The organism is Streptomyces sp. NPDC046881, assembly GCF_040645015.1.
In the GTDB taxonomy this organism is placed as follows: domain Bacteria; phylum Actinomycetota; class Actinomycetes; order Streptomycetales; family Streptomycetaceae; genus Streptomyces.
The window spans coordinates 1-21,642 of record NZ_JBEYXJ010000072.1 but is presented as its reverse complement, the minus strand read 5'-3'; the positions used below and the strand labels follow the sequence as shown (position 1 = coordinate 21,642).

Annotated in this window: 16 protein-coding genes; 7 read left to right on the top strand and 9 right to left on the bottom strand. The window is 72.7% G+C overall.

What is annotated here, in order from left to right; all coding sequences use genetic code 11:
• Positions 1 to 24 precede the first annotated feature (24 nt).
• A complete protein-coding gene (locus ABZ923_RS28110) occupies positions 25 to 2,508 on the bottom strand; it encodes an N-6 DNA methylase (RefSeq protein WP_361476740.1) in 2,484 nt (827 codons plus the stop codon).
• Positions 2,509 to 2,695: 187 nt separating this feature from the next.
• Here ABZ923_RS28110 and ABZ923_RS28105 point away from each other — a divergent pair, with 187 nt between their 5' ends.
• Both ABZ923_RS28105 and ABZ923_RS28100 read left to right on the top strand, forming a co-directional pair.
• Positions 2,696 to 3,385, top strand: a complete 690-nt coding sequence (locus ABZ923_RS28105; protein ID WP_361476738.1) for a hypothetical protein — start codon at positions 2,696 to 2,698, stop codon at positions 3,383 to 3,385.
• Positions 3,386 to 3,548: 163 nt separating this feature from the next.
• On the top strand, positions 3,549 to 4,301 hold the full coding sequence (locus ABZ923_RS28100) for a hypothetical protein (protein WP_361476736.1): 753 nt from the start codon (positions 3,549 to 3,551) through the stop codon (positions 4,299 to 4,301).
• 31 nt (positions 4,302 to 4,332) lie between these two features.
• On the opposite strand, the gene ABZ923_RS28095 is transcribed toward ABZ923_RS28100, so the two are convergent.
• Together ABZ923_RS28095 and ABZ923_RS28090 are read right to left on the bottom strand one after the other, a co-directional pair.
• Positions 4,333 to 5,076: an N-acetyltransferase gene (locus tag ABZ923_RS28095; RefSeq protein WP_361476734.1), complete on the bottom strand. Its 744-nt coding sequence runs from the start codon at positions 5,074 to 5,076 to the stop codon at positions 4,333 to 4,335.
• Between the two features lie 61 nt (positions 5,077 to 5,137).
• The gene (locus ABZ923_RS28090; RefSeq protein ID WP_361476732.1) at positions 5,138 to 5,854 is read right to left on the bottom strand and encodes an HNH endonuclease family protein; all 717 of its coding nucleotides are present in this window, start codon (positions 5,852 to 5,854) and stop codon (positions 5,138 to 5,140) included.
• Positions 5,855 to 6,049: 195 nt separating this feature from the next.
• On the opposite strand from ABZ923_RS28090, the gene ABZ923_RS28085 reads away from it, so the two are divergent.
• Positions 6,050 to 6,811 carry an SDR family oxidoreductase gene (locus tag ABZ923_RS28085; protein ID WP_361476730.1) on the top strand — a complete coding sequence of 254 codons (762 nt, stop codon included), beginning with the start codon at positions 6,050 to 6,052 and terminating at the stop codon, positions 6,809 to 6,811.
• Positions 6,812 to 6,868: 57 nt separating this feature from the next.
• Here ABZ923_RS28085 and ABZ923_RS28080 read toward each other — a convergent pair whose 3' ends face one another.
• The 3 genes from ABZ923_RS28080 to ABZ923_RS28070 all read right to left on the bottom strand — a co-directional run bounded on the left by ABZ923_RS28080 (position 6,869) and on the right by ABZ923_RS28070 (position 11,899).
• Positions 6,869 to 7,231, bottom strand: coding sequence for a MerR family transcriptional regulator (locus ABZ923_RS28080; protein WP_361476728.1), 363 nt, complete (start codon positions 7,229 to 7,231; stop codon positions 6,869 to 6,871).
• A 28-nt stretch (positions 7,232 to 7,259) separates the two neighbouring features.
• Positions 7,260 to 10,790 carry a transcription-repair coupling factor gene (mfd, locus tag ABZ923_RS28075; protein WP_361476726.1) on the bottom strand — a complete coding sequence of 1,177 codons (3,531 nt, stop codon included), beginning with the start codon at positions 10,788 to 10,790 and terminating at the stop codon, positions 7,260 to 7,262.
• Positions 10,791 to 11,665: 875 nt separating this feature from the next.
• A complete protein-coding gene (locus tag ABZ923_RS28070) occupies positions 11,666 to 11,899 on the bottom strand; it encodes a helix-turn-helix transcriptional regulator (RefSeq protein WP_361476774.1) in 234 nt (77 codons plus the stop codon).
• A gap of 399 nt (positions 11,900 to 12,298) precedes the next feature.
• On the opposite strand from ABZ923_RS28070, the gene ABZ923_RS28065 reads away from it, so the two are divergent.
• The gene (locus ABZ923_RS28065) at positions 12,299 to 12,847 is read left to right on the top strand and encodes a phospholipase A2 (protein WP_361476724.1); all 549 of its coding nucleotides are present in this window, start codon (positions 12,299 to 12,301) and stop codon (positions 12,845 to 12,847) included.
• A 122-nt stretch (positions 12,848 to 12,969) separates the two neighbouring features.
• On the opposite strand, the gene ABZ923_RS28060 is transcribed toward ABZ923_RS28065, so the two are convergent.
• Together ABZ923_RS28060 and ABZ923_RS28055 are read right to left on the bottom strand one after the other, a co-directional pair.
• The gene (locus ABZ923_RS28060; protein WP_361476722.1) at positions 12,970 to 15,555 is read right to left on the bottom strand and encodes an FtsX-like permease family protein; all 2,586 of its coding nucleotides are present in this window, start codon (positions 15,553 to 15,555) and stop codon (positions 12,970 to 12,972) included.
• Positions 15,552 to 16,340 (bottom strand): ABC transporter ATP-binding protein, encoded by a 789-nt coding sequence (locus tag ABZ923_RS28055; protein ID WP_361476720.1) that lies wholly within the window; start codon positions 16,338 to 16,340, stop codon positions 15,552 to 15,554. The genes ABZ923_RS28060 and ABZ923_RS28055 overlap by 4 nt, the downstream gene beginning before the upstream one ends.
• A gap of 445 nt (positions 16,341 to 16,785) precedes the next feature.
• Between ABZ923_RS28055 and ABZ923_RS28050 the strand changes: the two genes are divergently transcribed.
• The 3 genes from ABZ923_RS28050 to ABZ923_RS28040 all read left to right on the top strand — a co-directional run bounded on the left by ABZ923_RS28050 (position 16,786) and on the right by ABZ923_RS28040 (position 20,536).
• Positions 16,786 to 18,282 (top strand): MFS transporter, encoded by a 1,497-nt coding sequence (locus ABZ923_RS28050; RefSeq protein WP_361476718.1) that lies wholly within the window; start codon positions 16,786 to 16,788, stop codon positions 18,280 to 18,282.
• A 185-nt stretch (positions 18,283 to 18,467) separates the two neighbouring features.
• Complete coding sequence (locus tag ABZ923_RS28045) at positions 18,468 to 18,905, top strand: DUF485 domain-containing protein (RefSeq protein ID WP_361476716.1); 438 nt, start codon at positions 18,468 to 18,470, stop codon at positions 18,903 to 18,905.
• Entirely contained in the window at positions 18,902 to 20,536 is a 1,635-nt protein-coding gene (locus ABZ923_RS28040) for a cation acetate symporter (protein WP_361476714.1), read from the top strand. Before ABZ923_RS28045 ends, ABZ923_RS28040 begins: the two co-directional genes overlap by 4 nt.
• Before the next feature lie 7 nt (positions 20,537 to 20,543).
• Here the strand turns inward: ABZ923_RS28040 and ABZ923_RS28035 are convergent, their stop codons facing one another.
• On the bottom strand, positions 20,544 to 21,431 hold the full coding sequence (locus tag ABZ923_RS28035) for a cellulose-binding protein (protein WP_361476712.1): 888 nt from the start codon (positions 21,429 to 21,431) through the stop codon (positions 20,544 to 20,546).
• Positions 21,432 to 21,642 lie beyond the last annotated feature (211 nt).

The window sequence follows — 21,642 nt, the reverse complement described above, 5'->3', positions numbered from 1 at the left end:
CACTTTCGTCCGCCGGGGCCGGGTTCAGTCGGGTGCGACCGTGCCGTCCGTCAGTCCGTCGTACATCCCGCGTACGAGTTGCTCCCCGAGCCGGCTCGCCTGCCGCAGCGCCCGCTCGAACTCGTCGAGGGCGCGGAACCGTGCGCCGTAGCGCCGCTGTTCGTCCAGCGTGAGCCGGGGCAGCTGCAGCCGGCGCACGTCCAGTCGGGTCGCCGTGGAGGCGTAACTGCTGGCCTGCCGGTTGTTGGCGGTCCCGCGCAGGAACCCGGCGAGGAACCACGGGTCGAGCGCCGTGCGATCGGGGCGCAGCAGGACGAGGTTGCGCCCCAGGGCGGCGCCGGCCGTCGCCTCGTCGATCACGCGCGTCACCGCTCCCCCGCCGAGCACCGGTACGACGACGTCGCCCGGCTCGGTCAGCACGGCCTCCTCCTCGCTCTCCGGGAGCGTGCCCGACGGTGCCGTGCCGGCCAGGACGTCGTGGTCGGTGAGGACCGGTACGCGCGCGGGGCCGCCGTTCCCGCCGGTGCGCATCACCAGCGCGCCCCCGCGCGCGAGTTCGCCGACGGTGGTGAGCGGCCAGCGCGCGGGCGGTGCCGGGTCGGCGGGGGGCGGGGTGAGGTCGGCGGTCAGGCGCAGGGTCGCGCCGAGGCGGTCGCGCACCCGCGTGAGCTGCTCCGCACCGTCGGCGACGGCCGGCGGCAGGTGGCGGGCGGGCGCGAGGTCCACGTCGTCGTCGAGGAGTTCGATGACCGGCACCGAACGGGCCAGCCCCGGCCGCTCCGTCAGCCGCCCCGCGCGCGTGAAGGCGCGCCAGGCGTCCGTCACCGCCTCCCGTACCGCCTCCCAGTCCGGCCCGCCCCGCCCCTCCCCGGCGAACCTCCCGGTGTCCACGAGCAGCACCTCGGGCGTCGCCGGCATCCGGTCGGGCCGGCGCAGCACCCACAGGTGCAGCGGGATGTTGTACGGCGGTGCCGCCCCGACCGGCAGCGCCACGACGGCCCGCAGCGCGCCCCGGCGCAGCAGGTCGGCCCGGATCCGGCGCCCGGAGCGGCGGGAGGCCGCGGCCGGCGGCATGAGCAGGACGGCGGTGCCGCCGTCGGTCAGCCGGGCCAGCGCGTGCTGCACCCAGGCCAGCTCCGACTCGGTGCGCGCGGGGAAGCCGTACTCCCAGCGGGGGTCGTAGGCGAGCTCGTCGTGGCCCCAGTTGCGCTCGTTGAACGGCGGATGGCACAGGACCACGTCGGCGCGCAGGCCGGGGTGGGCGTCGGCGCGCAGGGTGTCGCCGGCGGCGGCGCGCACGGTGGCCCGGCTGTGCAGCGCGAGCCGGAGCGCGCTGAGCGCGGCCGGCTCGGGGGCGCTGTCCTGGGCGTACAGCTCCTGGTCGGGGCGGGGGTCGACGGCGCGCAGCAGGGCGCCGGTGCCGCAGGCGGGGTCCAGCGCGGTACGGGCCGGACCGGCGAGGTCGGCCATGAGGCCGGCGAGTTCGGCCGGGGTCAGCGTGTACTGGCGCGGGTTGGCGTCCAGGTGCCGGCCCAGCAGGAACTCGAACGTCTGCCGCGCCCCCACCTCGGCGGCCAGCTCGGCGACCCCGCGGAGGAGGGGGGCGGAGGGGAGGAGTTGGGGGCCGGTGGGGGTGCGGAGGGCGGGGGTGGCTGGGGTGGTTTGGGTGACTGACGCGGCTGGGGTGGCTTGCGGGGCGCGGGCGGCCGCGCCGGAGGCCTGCGCGGCGGTGTGCGCTGCGGAGTCGGCGGTGCGCCCGGCTGTGTCCGAGGCGTACGCGGCGGCGTCGGAGGCCTGCGCGGCTGCCGCGGGGTGTCCGGTTGGCGTGCCGTGAACAGTCGGGGGTCTGTGAACAGTCAGCGGGGTGTTCACGGCCGGCCGCGCTGGTGACGCGTTCACAGCGGGATCCGTGACAGCGGCGTTCACACCGGCTGCCGTGGCCGAAGCGTTCACACCGGCCGCGGCGGCAGCAGGGTTCACACGGCCGGCACCGCCCGGCGCGTTCACACCGCCCCCCGCGACCGCGGCGTTCACACCGCCGGCCTGAGCCCCCGACTTCACACCCCCGGCCGCGCCCGCCTCCTTCACACCCCTCCCCCCGCGCCCGCTCGCGCCGCCGAAGCGCGAGGTCAGCACCTGCTCCAGCGCCCCCGGCAGCACCGCGGCCAGCCTCGCGTCGGAGCCCGCGCTCGCGTCGAGCCACACGGTGGGCCGTTCATGGATGAGCAGCAGCACACAGCCGGCGTGCACCAGGGCGGTCAGCGGGCCTTCCGGGTGGCCGGCGAGCTGCTGCCAGACCCGCTCGCGCAGCGGGACCTCGGCGAGTTTGCCCTGCTTGCGCAGCCAGGCCTCGACCTCGGCGAGGGCGAAGGACGGGCTGGTCTCGGTACCGCCGACCGGCTTCGGGAAGTCGGCGTGCCGGCGGCGCCAGTTGCTGACGGCGGCGCGGCCCACCCCGGCGAGCCGCGCGATACCGGCTGCGGTCACCTCTGTCGCGTTGTCCTGCACCGGCCCTGCTCCCCTCGTCCCGTGTGTGCGCCGAGCATACCGGCGTACACAAGATCCATGGGTTCACGGCGTGTACAGCTCTCCTCTTGTGAACCGTGTTGACTCGGTTCACAAGCTCTGCTCTTATTGACCCAGCGAACAGCGGCCACCGGAGGGGGAGGCCGCAACACTCGGGGAGGGGTTCGCCATGGGTATCAAGGCCAAGGTCGCGCTCGGTGCCGTCGTGGGGCTCGTCGTCATCGGCGCCGTGTCCGCGAACGCCGGAAACGACGGCAAGGGCGGCGGTTCCGGCGCCGGCAACAAGGGCTCCTCGGCTTCGGCCGAGCACGAGTCTGGCGGCAAGAAGGAATCCGGCGGCGCCGCGGCGGCCGAGGAGAAGAAGGTCGCGTTCGGGGGCGACGGCGAGTACCGGGTCGGTACGGATGTGAAGCCGGGGACGTACCGCACGACCGGCAACTCCGACGGCCTGTGCTACTGGGAGCGCGCCAAGGACGCCTCCGGCGAACTGGACTCCATGCTCGCCAACGACAACGTCAGCGGCACGAGTTACGTGACCATCAAGCCCACCGACAACCTCTTCAAGTCCAGCGACTGCGAGGACTGGGAGGCGGTGGACCCGAAGGCCAAGGGCACGCCCGGTTCCTCCATGGACGGCGACGGGGGCATGTACAAGGTCGGCACCGACATCGCGCCGGGCACCTACAAGTCGACCGGGAACACGGACGACGGCTGCTACTGGGAGCGCGTGAAGGACGCCGGTCACGGTCTGGACTCGATCATCGCCAACAACAACGTCAAGGGGACGGCCGTCGTCACCATCAGCGCGTCGGACGCCTACTTCAAGACGAACGACTGCGGCGACTGGAAGAAGGCCTGACCCGTCCGCTCGTCCCCGGTTCGTCCCCGGCGCGGGGGCACCGCCCCCCGCGCCGGTCCCGCACCACTCCGCACCACTCACCCCGCGAAGCCGGACGGCCCTCGCCCGGCACCCGCTTCTCTCAGCCACTCCTCTCAGCCACTTCTCCAAGCAAGGAACTGTCATGCGTCGTACCGCACTTGCCGCCCTCTGTCTCGCCGCCGCGGCCACCGCGGGACTCACCACCGGCTGCCTGCCGGGGCAGGACTCGGCGGACAGCGAGCCGAAGGGCCCGTTCGCCGGACTGAGCGGCGGCCAGATCGCCGAACGCGCGCTGAAGGCCACCACGGGTGCCTCGTCCGTGCGGCTGAAGGGCCGGATCACCGACGACGAGAGCAAGGGCACCATCGACATCGACATGGCGCTCAACGGCAAGGGCGAGTGCGCCGGCACGCTCAGCATGGACGGCCAGGGCAAGGCCGACCTGATCAGGACCGGCAGCAGCGTCTACATGAAGTACGACGAGAAGTTCCTGCGCGCGCAGAGCGAGGGCGAGTCCAAGGAGGACACCGACGCCGCGGTGGACATGCTGGCCGGGAAGTGGACCAAGATGGCCATGAAGGGCCAGGACGCCAAGGACCTCGCGAGCTTCTGCGACCTGGACTCGGTGCTCGGTGACATAAGCGACGGCGACTCGGCGGACACCACCCGCGGGAAGACCACGCGGATCGACGGCGCCCCCGCGATCGCCCTGCACGAGAAGGACGGCAAGGAGCGCTACACGGCCTACGTGGCGACCGAGGGCAAGCCGTACCTGCTGCGGATCGACACCGCGTCCGGCGCGAAGGAGCCGGAGCACCTGTCGTTCGTGGAGTACGGCAAGCCGGTCCCCGCGCAGAAGCCCGCGGGGAAGATCATCGACCTGGACGCGCTGTAGGCACCGGTGCCGGGCCGGGCCCGGCGCACGGTCACAGCGGGTGCCGCATCCAGACGTTGGGTTCGACGTAGACGGCGTACCCGTGCTCCGGTTCGCAGCGGACCGGGACCAGTGCGCCGGGCACCTCGACGTCGCCCGCGGTGTCGAAGGGCAGGCCGGTCCAGCGGCGCCACTCCTCCAGCGAGCCGGTCACGGTCATGGAGGCCGGGGCGACGGAGTCGATGGTGGCGCCGGCCCGGGCGTGGACGCGCAGCCACGGGTCCTCGGGCAGTCCGTCGGGGCGGACCCGGTGGGCGTACTCGGCGATCGGGGTGTGCGGTTCGCGGTGCTTGGCGTTCGGGCGGACGGGGGCGACGACCTCGCGGAAGCCGCGGGCGCGGGCGGTGTCCCGCATCGCCGAGAGCATGACGGCCGACAGTCCACGGCCCTGGGCGTGCGGGGCGAGGGTGACCGAGATGGCGCTCACGGTGTCCGGTGGGGTGCCGCGGCGCAGGTCGGCGAAGGCCCATGCCAGGACCTGGTCCCAGCCCCGGGCCGGCAGGGTGCGCCGGCCGTCCGTGTCGAGGGCGAACGGCACGCAGTAGGCGTGGGCGACGACCTGGCCGTCCTCGTCCTCGGCGAACAGGGCGTACTCCGGGAGTTCGGTGGGGATGCGGCCGTAGTGGGCGTTGCCCATGAGGTCGTGGGTGACGAACTCGGGCCAGGTGTCGGTCATGCCGAGCACCGCCGGCAGCCGGTCGGGCCGCTCGGCGAGGCTGCTCACCTTGATGTCCATGGCGGACACGGTAGGCGGCACACCCCCGGGCGGACAGCGATTTACCCGGCTACCGGGCGGGTCACCGGGCCTGGAAGCGCTCGGGTGCCCGGGTGGGGTTGCCGCCGGTGGGCAGCTTCTGGTCCGGGCAGCCGGCGAGGACCTTCTTCATGGCCGCCTTTTCGGCGGCGGTGACCCACAGGCCGTACTTCTTCTTGACGGCGACCTGGGCGGCGACATACGTGCACCGGTAGGCCTTGTTGGGCGGGAGCCAGGTGGCCGCGTCGCCGTCTCCCTTGCCGCGGTTGGTGCCCGCGTCGACGGCGAGGAGGTTGAGGGGGTCGTTGGCCAGCGCTATCCGCTTGCTGGGCTCCCAGTACTTGGCGCCCTTCTGCCAGGCGTCGGACAGGGCGACGACGTGGTCGATGTCGACCTGGCTGCGGCCGCGCCGGTAGGTGATCTCCTTGCCGGAGTAGGGGTCGTGCTCCAGCAGGCCGTAGGAGACCTTGCAGCTGCCGCCGGTGAACCTGACCTTGTCCAGGTCGCGTTTGAGGATGTCGTCGCGGGTGTCGCAGGAGTTGGAGTCGGTGTCGGCCCAGGCGGTGCCGAACCGGTCGCGGGAGTAACCGGTCTTCGGCGCACGGCCCTTGACTGCCAGTGAGTCGGCGGCGGCCAGGGCCGCGCCCCCGCCTCCGGTGCGCTCGGGCCCGGACGTCCCCTCGTTCTGCCCGTCCTTGCAGCCGGCCACGGCGACCAGCATGGCCACGGCGGTGACCGCTCCGACCCTCAGACGCGTCACGGCACGTCCCCCTCACTCACCCTGGTCCGCCCTCCGGCGCCGGGCGGATGGTTCCGCTTCCCACGGTAACCGCCCGTCGCCGCACAGAAGATGGGACGTAAAGGGGTGATCAGGGGACAAGTCGGGCTTCCTGTGCGAGGTTTCCCGGCCGTCGGCTTGACCTTGTCACCGGCGTCAGGGTCCGACGATCCCGGCATGAGCGAGAACAGCACCCCGCAGAGCCCCCGTACCGTCCTCGTGACCGGCGCCGGCACCGGCATCGGCCGTGCCACCGCCCGCGCGTTCGCCGCCGAGGGCGCCCGGGTCGTCGCCGTCGGCCGCCGGGCCGCGCCGCTGGCCGGGACCGCCGCGGGACACCCCGGCATCACGCCCGTGTCCGCCGACCTGACCGCCGAGGACGGGCCGCAGACCGTCGTACGGGCCGCCCTGGAGCGGTACGGCCGGATCGACGTGCTCGTCAACAACGCGGCCGTCGTCACCGCCGACTCCCTGCGCAGCTACACCCGCGCGTCGGTACGGCCGCTGCTGGAGACCAACCTCCTCGCGCCCGTGCTGCTCACGCAGGCCGCGCTGCCCGCGCTGACGGAGAGCCGGGGCGTGGTGGTGAACGTGACGACCTCGATCGGCCAGCGGGGCTGGCCCGGCAACTCCCTGTACGCGGCGGGCAAGGCGGCACTGGAGGTGCTGACCCGCAGCTGGGCGGTGGAACTGGCGCCGCAGGGCATCCGGGTGGTCGCCGTGGCCCCGGGCGCGATCGAGACACCGATCGCCGACCACTCCCGCTACACCCCCGAGCAGCGGGCCGCCATCCGCAAGTGGCAGCTCGACCACACCCCGCTCGGCCGGATCGGCCGCCCCGAGGAGGTCGCCTGGGCCATCACCCACCTCGCCTCGCCGCAGGCGTCGTTCGTGACGGGGGTGGTGCTCCCCGTGGACGGCGGGGCGGTCGTCGCCTGACCCGGCCGTCCGGTCTCCCCTGACACGGCCCGCCCGGACTCCCCTGACGCGGCCCCTTCAGGGAACCTCGTCGCCCGCCGCTCGCAGCGCCGACGCCAGGCGGTCCCGTACCGTCGTCTGGGCCGCGATGCGGGCGTCGAGTACGGCCAGCCGGTCCCGGGCGACCTTGAGCGCCAGGGGGGAGGCAGGGACGGCGGCGACGTCGCCGCCGTCCAGGCAGGGCAGGAAGACCCGTACGTCGTCCAGGGTCAGGCCCGCCTCCAGCAGCCGGCGGATGTTGCGGACCCGGACCGCCGTACCGGGGTCGTACGCGCGGTAGCCGTTGGCCGCGCGCACGGACGTGATCAGGCCCTGCTGCTCGTAGTGGCGCAGGGCGCGCGGTGTCGTCCCGGTCGCCTCGGCCAGCTCACCGATCCGCACGCGCGCCCCCTCCCCCGTACACCGGCCGTCAGCCCAGGACCGAGGTGAGGAACTCGCCGACCCAGGCCAGCAGTTCGCGGCCGACCAGCGGCTTGCCGCCGACCTTGGCGGTCTTCGGGCGCGGGACCAGCACCTGGTGCACGGTGGGCTTGACGACCGTGCCGGGGTAGAGGCGCTTGAGGCGCAGTTCCTGCGACTCGCGCAGCTCCACCGGGGCGAAGCGGATGTTGGTGCCCTGCAGGACGATCTCGCCGACGCCGCACGCGCGCGCGAGCATCCGCAGCCCGGCCACCAGCAGCAGGTTCTCCACCGGCTCGGGCAGCTTGCCGTAGCGGTCGGTGAGTTCCTCGCGGACGGCCTTGATGTCCTCCTCGCTGTTGGCGGAGGCGATGGACCGGTAGGCCTGGAGGCGCAGGCGCTCGCCGGGGGCGTAGTCGTGCGGGACGTGCGCGTCGACGGGCAGCTCGATCTTGACCTCGAGCGGCGCCTCCTCCTCGATCTCGCCGGTCTCCAGCTGGCGCCGGTAGTCGGCGACGGCCTCGCCGACCATGCGGACGTACAGGTCGAAGCCGACGCCCGCGATGTGCCCGGACTGCTCGCCGCCGAGCAGGTTGCCCGCGCCGCGGATCTCCAGGTCCTTCATCGCCACGTACATGCCCGCGCCCATCTCGGTGTGCTGGGCGATGGTCGCGAGGCGCTCGTGCGCGGTCTCGGTGAGCGGCTTCTCCGGCGGGTACAGGAAGTAGGCGTAGCCACGCTCGCGGCCGCGGCCGACGCGGCCGCGCAGCTGGTGCAGCTGGGACAGGCCGAAGGTGTCGCCGCGCTCCACGATCAGGGTGTTGGCGTTGGAGATGTCGATGCCGGACTCGACGATCGTGGTCGACACCAGCACGTCGAACTTCTTCTCCCAGAAGTCGACCACGACCTGCTCCAGGGCGGCCTCGGACATCTGGCCGTGGGCGGTGGCGATGCGCGCCTCGGGGACGATCTCGCGCAGGCGGGCCGCCGCGCGGTCGATGGACTCGACCCGGTTGTGGATGTAGAAGACCTGGCCCTCGCGCAGCAGTTCGCGGCGGATGGCGGCGCCGATCTGCCGCTCCTCGTACGGCCCGACGAAGGTGAGCACCGGGTGGCGCTCCTCCGGGGGCGTGGTGATCGTGGACATCTCGCGGATGCCGGTGACCGCCATCTCCAGGGTGCGCGGGATCGGGGTCGCGGACATCGTCAGGACGTCGACGTTGGCGCGGAGCTTCTTCAGCTGCTCCTTGTGCTCGACGCCGAAGCGCTGCTCCTCGTCGACGATGACCAGGCCGAGGTCCTTGAACCTGGTCTCGGAGGAGAACAGCCGGTGGGTGCCGATGACGACGTCCACCGAGCCCTCCTTCAGGCCCTCCAGGACGGCCTTGGCCTCCGTGTCGGTCTGGAAGCGGGACAGCGCCCGCACGTTGACCGGGAACTGCCCGTACCGCTCGGAGAACGTGCCGAAGTGCTGCTGCACCAGCAGGGTCGTGGGGACGAGGACGGCGACCTGCTTGCCGTCCTGCACGACCTTGAAGGCGGCCCGGACGGCGATCTCGGTCTTGCCGTAGCCGACGTCGCCGCAGACGAGGCGGTCCATGGGGACCGACTTCTCCATGTCCTCCTTGACCTCGGCGATGGTGGTGAGCTGGTCGGGGGTCTCCGCGTAGGGGAAGGCGTCCTCCAGCTCGCGCTGCCAGGGGGTGTCGGCGCCGAAGGCGTGGCCGGGGGCGGCCATGCGCGCGCTGTACAGCTTGATCAGGTCGGCGGCGATCTCCTTGACGGCCTTCTTCGCGCGGGCCTTGGTCTTGGTCCAGTCGGCGCCGCCGAGGCGGTGCAGGGTGGGGGCCTCGCCGCCGACGTACTTGGTGATCTGCTCCAGCTGGTCGGTCGGGATGTAGAGGCGGTCGCCGGGCTGGCCGCGCTTGGCGGGCGCGTACTCCACGACGAGGTACTCGCGGGTGGCGCCCTGGACGGTGCGCTGCACCATCTCGATGTAGCGGCCGACGCCGTGCTGTTCGTGGACGATGTAGTCGCCGGGCTCCAGGGTGAGCGGGTCGATGGTCTTGCGGCGGCGGGCCGGCATCCGGGCGCCGTCGCGGGTGGCGGTGCGCTGCCCGGACAGGTCGGTCTCGGTGAGCACGGCGAGTCTGAGCGCCGGGTCCACGAAGCCGTACTCGATCGAGCCGCAGGAGACGTGCACCACGGAGGGGCTCAGCTCGCCGAGGTCGGCGTCCAGGCGGGCGGCGATGCCCTCCCCGCCGAGCACCTCGACGGTGCGGGCGGCCGGGCCGTGGCCCTCGGTGACGAACACCGCGCGCCAGCCGTCGGCGAGCCAGCCCTTGGTGTCGGCGAGGGCCCGCGCGGTGTCGCCGCGGTAGGACTCGGGGGCGTGCATGCCGAGCTTGAGGGTGTCCGCCTCCAGTTCGAGATCGGCCGCGAACGGGGACACCGACCACCACATCATGTCCAGCTCGCGGGCGCGGTCGCGGACGTCGGCGATGGACCACAGGGAGGCCGCGCCGACGTCGATCGGGGCCTCGCCGCCGCCGGCGGTGGCCGCCCAGGAGGCCTGGAGGAACTCCTGGCTGGTGGCGACGAGGTCGGCGGCGCGGGTGCGGACCCGCTCCGGGTCGCAGACGACGGCCATCGCGCCCTTGGGCAGCACGTCGAGCAGCAGCTCCATGTCGTCCACCAGGACCGGGGCGAGGGACTCCATGCCCTCGACCGCGATGCCCTCGGCGATCTTGTTCAGGAGCTCGCCCAGCTCCGGGTGCTCCTCGGCGAGGGCACGCGCGCGGGCCCGGACGTCGTCCGTCAGCAGCAGCTCGCGGCACGGCGGCGCCCACAGGCCGTGCTCGGCGACCTCCAGGGAGCGCTGGTCGGCGACCTTGAAGTAACGGATCTCCTCGACGTCGTCGCCCCAGAACTCGATACGCAGGGGGTGTTCCTCGGTGGGCGGGAAGACGTCCAGGATGCCGCCGCGTACGGCGAACTCGCCGCGCTTCTCGACCAGCTCCACGCGCGCGTACGCCGCCGCAGCGAGGGCTTCGACCACGTCGTTCAGATCCGCGGTCTGGCCGGTCCTCAGGGCCACCGGCTCCAGGTCGCCCAGGCCCTTGACCTGCGGCTGGAGCACGGAACGCACGGGCGCCACGACGACGGAGACCGGGCCGGTCTCGGGGTCGTCCGGGCGGGGGTGGGCCAGGCGGCGCAGGACGGCGAGGCGGCGGCCGACGGTGTCGCTGCGGGGGCTGAGCCGCTCGTGCGGGAGGGTCTCCCAGGAGGGGTACTCCACGACGCCGTGTTCGGGCAGCAGGGAGCGCAGGGCGGCGGCCAGGTCCTCGGCCTCCCGGCCGGTCGCGGTGACCGCGAGCACCGGGCGGCCGGCCTCACGGGCCAGGGCGGCGACCGCGAAGGGGCGGGCGGCCGGGGGGCCGACGAGGTCGACGTGCGGGCGGTTGCCGTCCGCCGCCGCCTGGATCGCTTCCGCGAGGGCGGGGTCCTTGACTACGGCGTCGAGCAGACCGTGCAGGCTCATGAGGGCTTCCATCCGGGCAGGGGCAACGCAGACAGCCCGACACGTCTCACGGGCCGGGGCTGCCCAGCCTACGACGCCGACGCCGACAGCGCGGCGCGCGCACGACATCGGCCGAGGACCCCGGGTGCCCTCCGCACCGCGGGAACAACCTCATCACCGCCGCCAGAACCCGCACCGGACGACCGGACCACGCCAGGCCCCGACCCGAACCCGCCACGACCCACCGGCACCGGGCACCCCCACCACCCACCGGCACCGGGCACCCCCTCCGCCTACCGGCACCGGCCGCCCCCTCCGCCTACCGGCACCGGCCGCCCCCTCCGCCTGCCGGCACCGGGCGCCGCCCCCGCACCGCCCAGCCGCCTCCGCACTGCCGGAACGACGTCATCGCTCCCACCGGGACCCGCGCCGCACGACCGGACCACGACAAGCCCCAGGCCGAACCGCCACCCACCGGCACCGGCCGCCCCCTCCGCCCTGCCGGCTCCGGGCGCCGCCCCCGCACCGCCCAGCCGCCTCCGCACTGCCGGAACGACGTCATCGCCCCCACCGGAACCCGCGCCGCACGACCGGACCACGACAAGCCCCAGGCCGAACCGCCACCCACCGGCACCGGGCACCCCCTCCGCCCTGCCGGCACCGGGCACCACCAAGGCACCGCCCAGCCGCCTCCGCACTGCCGGAACGACGTCATCGCCCCCACCGGAACCCGCGCCGCACGACCGGACCACCAGACGGCCCGGCGCGGACCACGAGACGGCCCACGCCGAGTCCGCCGCCGGCCCCGCCCCCGCACCGCCCAGCCGCCTCCGCACTGCCCGGACGCCCGCACCGCCCGGACGCCCCCCGGCCGCCCAGCCGCCCCCGCGCCGTCGTCAGGCCGCTTCGTCGCTGCCGGGGAAGGCGACCGTCACGCCGCGTCCGGGTTCGACCGACACGAGCAGGGCCGAGCCGAAGGCCTCGGCGATGCGTTCCAGCAAGGCGAAAGTCGGCATGCATTTCCCGTGTTCCAGCCGGGAGATCGCCGCCTGGGTCAGCCCGGAAAGTTCCGCCAGTTGCGTCTGGGTCATTCCGGTTCTTCCGCGGCATTCACGGACGGCCCGCCCCACGGCTTGCTCCAGTTTTTCGTCGGGAATTTCCTCGTGCTCGGCACACGTCCAGATAATCCCCCGTGGATGACGCTGCACCTTGACTCCCGGATCGCTCGATGCCGATACATATCGGCCCAGATGTCGACGCAAAGGCTAGCCGCGGACCGGCCTCGCGCGACCTCCGCTTGAGCAACATCTGAGCTTGCCCGCCCTCCGCGGACAACATGCGGAATCACTCCGTCCACGGCGTATAGCGAGAGTGGTATAGCGGCTATCGGAAATCTATAAGCCAAGCTCAGAACTCCGGAAGTATATATTCCGTTTTCTCCTCGACTGCTCCCGGCAGAAAGGCGATTGCCCGCCCGGTTACGGACATGCCATGCTCACCGCCGTCCTCCACGGGAAAGGAAAGCAGCCTTGACCAAGTTGCGCACCACACTGTCCGCCATCGCCCTTTCGGGCGCCGTTCTCGCCGTCGGGGCCGCACCCGCGCTGGCGGATTCCGCGCCGGGTGCCACTTCGGTGACCGCTTCGGTGACGAAGGCGCAGAAGCTCTCGAAGCTGAAGAATCTCACCGAGGATTCCAACGCGTCGACGGGCAGGTGGCTCGACGCCATGAACCAGCACATGGCGCACAAGCAGGCGATCGAGAAGTACAAGTTCAACTGGAAGACCGATTACTGCACCCACTCCCGGGACACCCTGCCCGGTGGCTACGACTTCAAGATGGCCTGCTGGCGGCACGACTTCGCCTACCGCAACTACAAGGGCCTGATCGGCAACTACTACTTCAAGAAGAACGGCCACAAGAAGCGCGTCGACAAGGCCCTCCTGCGGGACCTGTACAGCGCGTGCGACTACAAGCCGTGGGCGGACCCGCTGCCGGCCTCGGAGCGCAAGCGGCTGAGGGCGGCCTGCCGCAAGACCGCGAAGACGTACTACAACGCGGTCAGCGCCGCCGGCTGATCCACCGGCAGCCACCGCACCGGAACGGCGGGGCACGGAGTCGATCTCCGCGCCCCGCCATTCGGGCTTTTCCGGCGTCCTGGCTTGTCCGACGTCCTGGCCGGACCGCCGGCCCCGGGTGCCTAGTCGGTCGCGATGGCGTTCAGCACGTTCATCCGTGCCGCCCGGAACGCCGGCACCAGGGCCGCGAACAGGCCCACGAAGGCCGAGCCGACGAAGACGCCGGTGATCGTCGGCCAGGGGATCTCCAGGATCTTCAGTCCCTGCAGGGCGAGGAGCTTCTGGGCGGTCGCGCCCCAGCCCATGCCGAGGCCGAGGCCGAGCAGGGCGCCGAAGACGGCGATCACCACGGACTCCAGGCGGATCATGCGGCGCAGCTGGCGGCGGGAGAGGCCGATGGCCCGCATGAGGCCGATCTCCCGGGTCCGCTCGACCACCGACAGAGCCAGGGTGTTCACCACACCGAGGACCGCGACGATGATCGCGAGTGCCAGCAGGCCGTAGATCATGTTGAGCAGCTGGCCGATCTGGTCCTTCAGGTCCTGCTTGTAGTCGGTCTGGTCGCGCACCGTCAGCTGCGGGAAGTCGTCGTGCAGCGCGGCCTTGAGCGCCGTGTAGGCGGCGGCCTGCCGTCCGTCCTCGGCGGTGGCAAGGACCATCTCGTCGAGCGGCATCCGGCCGGCCGGAACGTACTTCGCGAGCGTGTCGATGGAGGTGTACACCGCGCCCGAGTCGATGAGCGTGTCGCTGCGGGTGATCGCCCGGACCGTCAGGCGGGCGGTGCGGCCGTCCTCGTAGGCGACGGTGATCGTGGAACCGAGCCGGACGCCGTGGTCCTTGGCGAACTTCTCGGGCACCGACATCGAGTCGATCCGGTAGGCGTCCTTCACCTCGCCGGCCACGGTCTCGGTCCGTACGTCGGTCGCGTAGGACGGGTCGACGGCCATGATCGCCCTGTTGGGCAGCCGCTTGCCGTCCGGGGTGGTGAAGGCGGCCTCCGTCCACTTGTACTCGGTGACCCGCTTCAGGCCCGGGGTGCCCTTGACGGCCTGCACCGCCTGCCGGGCGACGAGCCCGTCCTCCTGGTCGCTGCGGATGATGAAGTCCGCCCCCACGGTCCTGTCCAGCTCTTCCGTGGCCGAGGCCACCATGGAGGAGCCGACCACCGACAGGCAGGCCACCAGGGCGAGGCCGATCATCAGGGCGGCGCCGGTGGCGCCGGTGCGGCGCGGGTTGCGCAGCGCGTTGCGCTCGGCCATCCGCCCGACCGGCCCGAAGGTCCGCAGCAGGACCGCGCCGAGGACCCGGACCAGGCCGCCGGCCAGCAGCGGGCCGATGACGACGAAGCCGATCAGGGTGAGCACCACGCCGAGGCCCAGCCAGCCCGAGCCGGTCTTGGCCTGGTCGGCGGTGGCGGCGACGTACAGGCTCCAGCCGCCGGCGGCGGTGAGGAGCAGCCCGAGGCCGGCCCGGACGGCGCCGGCCCTGGCGTCGGCCGGGGCGCCGGCGTCGCGCAGGGCGGCCATCGGGGAGACCTTGCCGGCGCGCCGGGCGGGCAGGTAGGCGGCGAGGACGGTGACGATCACGCCGAGGAGCAGGCCGGTCGCGGGGGTGGTCCAGGCGACGGTCAGGTCATCGGTGGACAGGTGCATGCCCATCCGGCCCATGAGCTTCATCAGGCCGACGGCGATGCCGACGCCCGCGCCGACGCCGAGCACGGAGCCGAGCACGCCGAGCAGCAGCGCCTCGACCAGCACGGACCGGTTGACCTGCTTGCGGGAGGAGCCGATGGCGCGCATCAGGCCGATCTCCCGGGTGCGCTGGGCGACCAGCATGGAGAAGGTGTTGATGATCAGGAAGATGCCGACCAGGAAGGCGATCCCGGCGAAGCCGAGCATCGCGTACTTCATGACGTTCAGGAAGCTCTGGACGTTCTTCTGGTTGGCGTCGGCGACCTCCTTGGCGGTCTGCACCTTGTAGTCGTGCCCGAGGACGGCGAGGACGTTCCGCTTCAGCCGGGCGTCGGACACGCCCTGGGCGGCGGTGACGTTGACGTCGGTGTAGACGCCGGTGCGGCCGACGAGGGTCTGCTGGGCGGTGCGGGTGTCCAGGTAGAAGATGGCCGCGCCGGGGTTGGTGACCTTGAAGGCGGCGATGCCGGACACGCGCGCGTGGTGCGTGCCGACGGCCGTGATCACGCCGATCTCGTCGCCGAGCTTGAGATGGTGCTTGCCGGCGGTGTCGGCGTCGACCATCACCTGGTCCGGGCCCTTGGGTGCCGTACCGGAGGTGATCTCCATGGTGCGGGCGTCGTTGCCGTTCCAGTTGCCGACGATGGTGGGGGCGCCGCTGCTGGGCGACAGCTTGTCCTTGTCGGCGTCGACGACGGTCACCGAGGTGGAGAACACCGTGCCCTCGGCCGAGCGCACACCCGGGGCCCTGCGGATCTCGCCGACCACGGAGGCGGGCAGCACGGGCGGCCTGCCGGTGCGGGAGGTGGTCTGCCCGGTGTCGGAGGAGCCCTTGGCGCTGACCTGCACGTCCGCGGAGGTGGCCTGGAACAGCTTGTCGAAGGTGGTGTTCATGGTGTCGGTGAACACGAGCGTGCCGCACACGAACGCCACCGAGAGCAGGACCGCGACCGCCGACAGCGCCATGCGTCCCTTGTGCGCGAGGAAGTTGCGCATCGAGGTCTTCAGGACGGTCATGACGTACGCCCTCGGGAGTCGAAGTCCTTCATGCGGTCCAGGACCTGTTCGGCCGTCGGCTGGTACATCTCGTCGACGATCCGGCCGTCGGCGAGGTAGAGCACGCGGTCGGCGTAGGAGGCGGCCACCGGGTCGTGGGTGACCATCACGATGGTCTGGCCGAGTTCGTCCACCGAGCGGCGCAGGAAGCCGAGGACTTCGGCGCCCGCGCGCGAGTCGAGGTTTCCGGTCGGCTCGTCCCCGAAGATGATCTCGGGGCGGGCGGCGAGGGCGCGGGCCACGGCGACGCGTTGCTGCTGGCCGCCGGAGAGCTGGGTGGGGCGGTGCTTGAGGCGCCCGGCGAGGCCGACGGTCTCCACCACGCGGTCCAGCCAGGCCCGGTCGGGCTTGCGGCCCGCGATGTCCATGGGCAGCGTGATGTTCTCCAGCGCGTTGAGCGTCGGCAGCAGGTTGAACGCCTGGAAGATGAAGCCGATGCGGTCCCGGCGCAGCTGGGTGAGCTTCTTGTCCTTCAGGCCGGTGATCTCGGTGTCGGCCAGGTGGATGTGACCGCTCGTCACCGTGTCCAGGCCGGCGAGGCAGTGCATCAGGGTGGACTTGCCGGACCCGGAGGGGCCCATGATCGCGGTGAACCGGCCGCGGGCGATGTCCACGTCGACGTGGTCCAGGGCGACGACACGGGTCTCGCCGGACCCGTACGCCTTCACGACCTGCCGCGCCCGCGCGGCAACGGCCGTAGTCCCTCCAGTGCCCCCGTGCCTGGGAATGGTCACAGCCGATGTCACGGTATGTCTCCTATGTCGGTTGACAGGTCGTGGTCGATGTCCCGGTGGTCCGGGCGTCGTCCTGGGTTACGCCGATGAGTCTCGCGGTCGGCGAGGGCGTCGCGCGCTGGTGCGGAGCCCCGTCTTTCCGGGGGGAAAACCCCACCCCCGCCGGTGCGGTCCGCCGCCCCCCAGCGGCGTACAGCCAGATTAGGGAACGTGCCCGGCCGGGCTCGTCCTCCGGTGGGACGACCCCTCCCCGAGCCGTAGTACGGAGGAACCCCTAGGGGTGCTCCACCGACGGGTGGAGCCGTTCCCCGGCGCCGTCTCCACCCTTCGGCGCGGAAAGCCTCCACCCTTCCGTCGCGTCGGGGTCAAGCCGGCCGCCCCGTGGGAAGCTTCGTCCCGGACATAGATGCAGGGGCCACCGGATGGTGTCCGGCGGGGAGCACGGGAGGGGTGTGCGGTGGGGAGTACGACACCGGCGATACGCGGCGGAGCCGGCCGGCGCCAGGGCACCGGGAGGCGGGGCGCGGTGGTCGCCGCGCTCATGCTGTCGATGGCCCTGGCGGCGCTCGACTCCACCGTGGTCTCCACGGCCGTACCGCAGATCGTCGGCGACCTCGGCGGGTTCTCCGTCTTCTCGTGGCTGTTCTCCGGCTATCTGCTCGCGGTCACCGTCACGCTCCCCGTCTACGGCAAGCTGTCCGACACCTTCGGCCGCAAACCGGTGCTGGTGGTGGGCGCGGCCGTGTTCCTGCTGGGGTCGCTGCTGTGCGCGGCGGCCTGGAACATGGGGGCGCTGATCGCGTTCCGGATCCTGCAGGGCCTGGGCGGCGGGGCGTTGCAGGGCACGGTGCAGACGCTGGCCGCCGACCTGTACCCGCTGGCGGAGCGCCCGAAGATACAGTCCAAGCTGTCCACGGTGTGGGCGGTGTCCGCGGTAGCCGGCCCCGGGCTCGGCGGGGTGCTCGCCGCGTACGCCGACTGGCGCTGGATCTTCCTGATCAACCTGCCGATCGGCGCCGCCGCCCTGTGGCTGATCGTCCGTCACCTGCACGAGCCGCAGCGGGAGGGGGCGCGTCCCGTGCGCGTGGACTGGGCGGGGGCGCTCGCGGTGTTCGCGTGCGGCGGGGTGCTGCTGACCGCGCTGGTGCAGGGCGGGGTGGCGTGGCCGTGGCTGTCGGCGCCGTCGCTGACGCTCCTCGGCACCGGTCTGGCGCTGGCCGGGGTGGTGGTGGCGGTGGAGCGGCGGGCCGCGGAGCCGATCATCCCGGGGTGGGTGTGGCGGCGCCGGACGATCGCGGCCGTCAATCTGTCGCTGGGCGCGCTGGGGCTGCTGATGGTGGCACCGGCGGTGTTCCTGCCGACGTACGCGCAGTCGGTGCTCGGGCTCGCGCCGGTGGCCGCCGGGTTCGTGCTGTCGGTGTGGACGCTCAGCTGGCCGGTGTCGGCCGCGCTCAGCCAGCACGTCTACCGGCGGATCGGCTTCCGGGACACCGCGCTGCTCGGCATCGGCCTGGCGGCGCTGATCCTGTGCGCGTTCCCGTTCCTGCCCTACCCCGGGTCGTGGTGGCAGCCGACGCTGCTGATGCTGCTGCTGGGCGGGGCGCTGGGGCTGTTCCAGCTGCCGCTGATCGTCGGGGTGCAGTCGACCGTGGGCTGGTCGGAGCGGGGCACCACGACCGCGTCGGTGCTGTTCTGCCGGCAGACCGGCCAGACCCTCGGCGCCTCGCTGTTCGGTGCCGTCGCCAACGGGGTGCTGGCCGCGCGGCTGGGCGGGGCCGGCGACCTGGACTCGGTCACGCGCGCCCTGGACGCCGGTACGGTCCCGGAGGCGACCCGGCGGGCCATCGCCGACGCGGTCCACGCGGTCTACCTCGGCGCGGCGGGCGCGGCGGCCCTGGCGTTCGTGGTGCTGCTCCTGGTGGCTCCCCGGCGGTTCCCGGTGCTCCAGGACTGAACCCGGCGGGTTAACGCGGGTAACACCCCAGGTGGGAGCGGTTTTCCCGGGGAAAGCGCATACCGACCGGCCAGTTCGGGGAAAACGCCGCGCGGTCCCGGCTCCGCGAGTAGCGTGCGTGGCTCAGCTCCCCCACCTCCCTGCGGTCCGCCGTCACGGACCCGAGCCACGCAAGGAGCCCCGGGATGTCCTACGACCCGCCGCACGCGTCGTACCCCTCCCCGCAGCCGTCCTCCCCGTCGTACCCGACCTATCCCTGGCAGCCGGTCGCGCCCCCCGAGCCGGCCCCGCCGGTCCGCCGGCCCCAGCGCGAACCGCTCGGCCACCACAGCGACCTGCGGGTGCTGCGCAGCGCCTACCGGTGGCAGCGGCGCACCGCCACCCTCACCGCGCTGGGCTACTTCACCCTGTTCCTCGTCCTGTCGGCGTACGCGCCCGGCGTCATGACGAGCACCGTCGCCGACGGCATCCCCGCCGGCCTGCTGCTCGCCCTCGTCCAACTCCCGGTCACCTGGCTGGCGATCGCCCTGTACGAGCACACCGCGCGCCGGTACGTCGACCCGCTCGCCGAGCGGATCCGCCGGCACGCCGAGCTGGACGCGCGGCGAGGAGCGGCACGATGAACGGCGCCGGCGGCCCGGGGTTCACCGGCTTCAGCGCCTCCGCCCAGACCATGTCGCTGGTCGGCTTCTCCACCGCCGCCACCGTCACCCTGCTGCTGTGCGTGATGACCGGCCCCGACCGGGACGACCTCGACGAGTTCTACACCGGCTACGGCTCCCTGTCCCCGCTGCGCAACGGCCTCGCCATCGCCGGCGACTACATCTCCGCCGCCACCGTCCTCGGCACCGGCGGAGTCATCGCCCTGTGCGGCTACGACGGTGTCGTCCTCGCCCTCAGCACGGCGCTGTCGCTGATGCTGCTGATGTTCCTGCTGGCCGAACCGCTGCGCAACGCCGGCCGGTTCACCATGGGCGACGCGCTCGCCCGCCGGCTGCCGGGCCGCTGCGTGCGCATCACGGCGTGCGCGGTGACCATCGCCGCGCTGCTGCCGCTGATGCTGGTCCAACTGGCCGGGACCGGACAGCTCATGGCCTTCATCCTGGGCTTCACCAACGAGTCCCTGAAGACCGGGTGCCTCGTGGGAGTCGGCGCCCTCATGATCGCCTACGCGGCGATCGGCGGCATGAAGGGCACCGCCGTCATCCAGATCCTCAAGATCGTGATGCTGATGGGCTCCGGCGCCCTGATCGCCGCCCTGGTCCTGCACCGCTTCGACTGGGACCCGGGCGCCCTGTTCACCGCCGCCGCCCGGCGCAGCGGCGCCGGCCCCGCCTTCCTGCGCTCCGGGCTGCAGTTCGGCACCACGCCCGGCTCCCGCGTCGACATGATCGCCTCGCAGCTGACCGTCGTACTCGGCGGCGCCTGCCTGCCGCACATCACCATGCGCATGTACACCGCCTCCAGCGCCCGCCAGGTGCGCCGCTCGATGTCCTGGGCGGTGTCCCTGGTCGCCGCGTTCGTCCTCGTCATCACCGTGGTCGGGTTCGGCGCCACGGCCCTGCTGGGGCGTACGGCGGTCGCGGCGGCCGACCCGCGGGGCAACACGGCGTACCTGCTGGGCTCGCGCGCGGTGTTCGGCACCGACGTGACGACGGCGGAGACCTTCCTGTTCACCCTGGTCACCACCGCGATCTTCCTGACCCTGCTCGCCTCGGTGGCCGGGATGATCCTCGCGTGCGCCAACTCCCTCGCGCACGACGTGTTCGCCGCCCGGGTGCAGGAGATGCCGGCCCGCCGCGAGATGACCCTGGCCCGCGTCTCGGCGCTCGCCATAGGAGTACCGACGATCCTGCTGGCCACCCTGGTGCAGCACCACAGCCTGCAGCCCCTGGTCACGCTCTCCTTCTGCCTGGGCGCCTCCGCCCTCGCCCCCGCCCTGGTCTACGGCCTGTTCTGGCGCCGCTACACCCGCAGCGGCCTGCTGGGCACGCTGATCGGAGGCTCGCTGACCGTGCTGCTGCTGATGCCGGGCACCAAGCTCGTCTCCGGGTCGCCCGTGTCGGCGTTCCCGCACGCCGACTTCAACTGGTTCCCGTTCACCACCACCGGCATCGTCTCCATCCCGGCCGGCTTCTTCTTCGGCTGGCTGGGCACGGTGCTGTCCGGCCATGCGAAGGCGGAGCGGCAGCGGCACCAGTACGAGGCGGTGGAGGGACGGATCCTGGCGGGCGCGGTCCGCAAGGACAACTGACCCGGCGTCACTCCCGGGCCACCCTGCCGGTCAGGGTGATGAGCCGGTCGCGTACGGAGTCCATGTGCGCCTGCATGTCGTCCCAGACCTCGCCGTGCTCGCGCAGCACCCGTTCCGTCTCCTGAGCGATGTGCTCCTCGCGCGCATGGGCTTCGGCGAGGATGTCGGCGGCACGCGCGCGTGCCTCCTCCTGGGAGCGGCGCGCGTACTCCTCCGCCGCCCCGACGGCCTGCCCGGCCTCGGCCAGCGCCGCCTCGGCCCGGGCGACCCGTTCGGCGTACCCGGCGTCCAGCGCGGCCAGTCGCTCGGCCTCCGCGCGTTCGGCCTGCGTCCAGCGTTCGGCCTGCTCCCGGGAGTGCTCGGCGAGCAGGCCGACGGTGCGCCGGCGCGTCTCGCGCAGGGCCGCGAGCGTCTCGGCGCGCCCCGCCTTCACGTCCTGGCGGGCGCCGACGCGGATCTCCTCGGCCTCCGCCTGCGCGGCGAGGAGCCGCTGACGGGCGTGTTCGTCGGCCTCCGCGCGCAGCGCGTCCGCCGCCTCCCGCGCCTCCCGGCCCAGGCGCTCGGCGTCCGCCTCGGCCTGCGCCACCTGCTCCTCGGCCGCGCGACGCGTGCGTTCCCGCAGGTCCGCCGCCTCCTCCAGGACGAGCCGGTACACGCGCCGCGCGCGGTCCCCGAGCGCCTCGTACGTCTGCGGCACGAGCTGCGCGACGGCCTCGCGCAGCTCCACCACCTCCGCCTCCATGTTCTTGGCGAGCACGGTCAGCCGGGCGGCCCGCTCCCAGGCGGCGTCCCGGTCGTCGGACAGCGCCTCCAGGTACGCGTGGACCTGCTCGGGGCGGTAGCCACGCCCCCGGACGGTCGCGAAGCCGTGCGGCGGCATCGATGCGCTGCTCACCCTGGGGACCCCTCTCCACCGGACCTGCACGACAGGATGATTTCGCGCATATCTTGAAGGATCGGATGTAAGCGTTCATAACGCGACACTCCGCAGTCACGTCACGGCTTCCCCCACAACGCGTCGGGGGCGACACCCGCCCGCGGGGTGTGGGCGGAAGAGTGAAACCCCACCCGCGGGGCCCCCCCGGGGGGCAAAATCCCGCAGATAG

Bases quoted from the DNA above. Each gene is read 5' to 3' on its own strand.
- ABZ923_RS28105 (WP_361476738.1), top strand. From the start codon at position 2,696: ATGGGTATCAAGGCCAAGGTCGCGCTCGGTGCCGTCGTGGGGCTCGTC.
- ABZ923_RS28100 (WP_361476736.1), top strand. From the start codon at position 3,549: ATGCGTCGTACCGCACTTGCCGCCCTCTGTCTCGCCGCCGCGGCCACC.
- ABZ923_RS28095 (WP_361476734.1), bottom strand. From the start codon at position 5,076: ATGGACATCAAGGTGAGCAGCCTCGCCGAGCGGCCCGACCGGCTGCCG.
- ABZ923_RS28085 (WP_361476730.1), top strand. From the start codon at position 6,050: ATGAGCGAGAACAGCACCCCGCAGAGCCCCCGTACCGTCCTCGTGACC.
- mfd (WP_361476726.1), bottom strand. From the start codon at position 10,790: ATGAGCCTGCACGGTCTGCTCGACGCCGTAGTCAAGGACCCCGCCCTC.
- ABZ923_RS28060 (WP_361476722.1), bottom strand. From the start codon at position 15,555: ATGACCGTCCTGAAGACCTCGATGCGCAACTTCCTCGCGCACAAGGGA.
- ABZ923_RS28045 (WP_361476716.1), top strand. From the start codon at position 18,468: ATGTCCTACGACCCGCCGCACGCGTCGTACCCCTCCCCGCAGCCGTCC.
- ABZ923_RS28040 (WP_361476714.1), top strand. From the start codon at position 18,902: ATGAACGGCGCCGGCGGCCCGGGGTTCACCGGCTTCAGCGCCTCCGCC.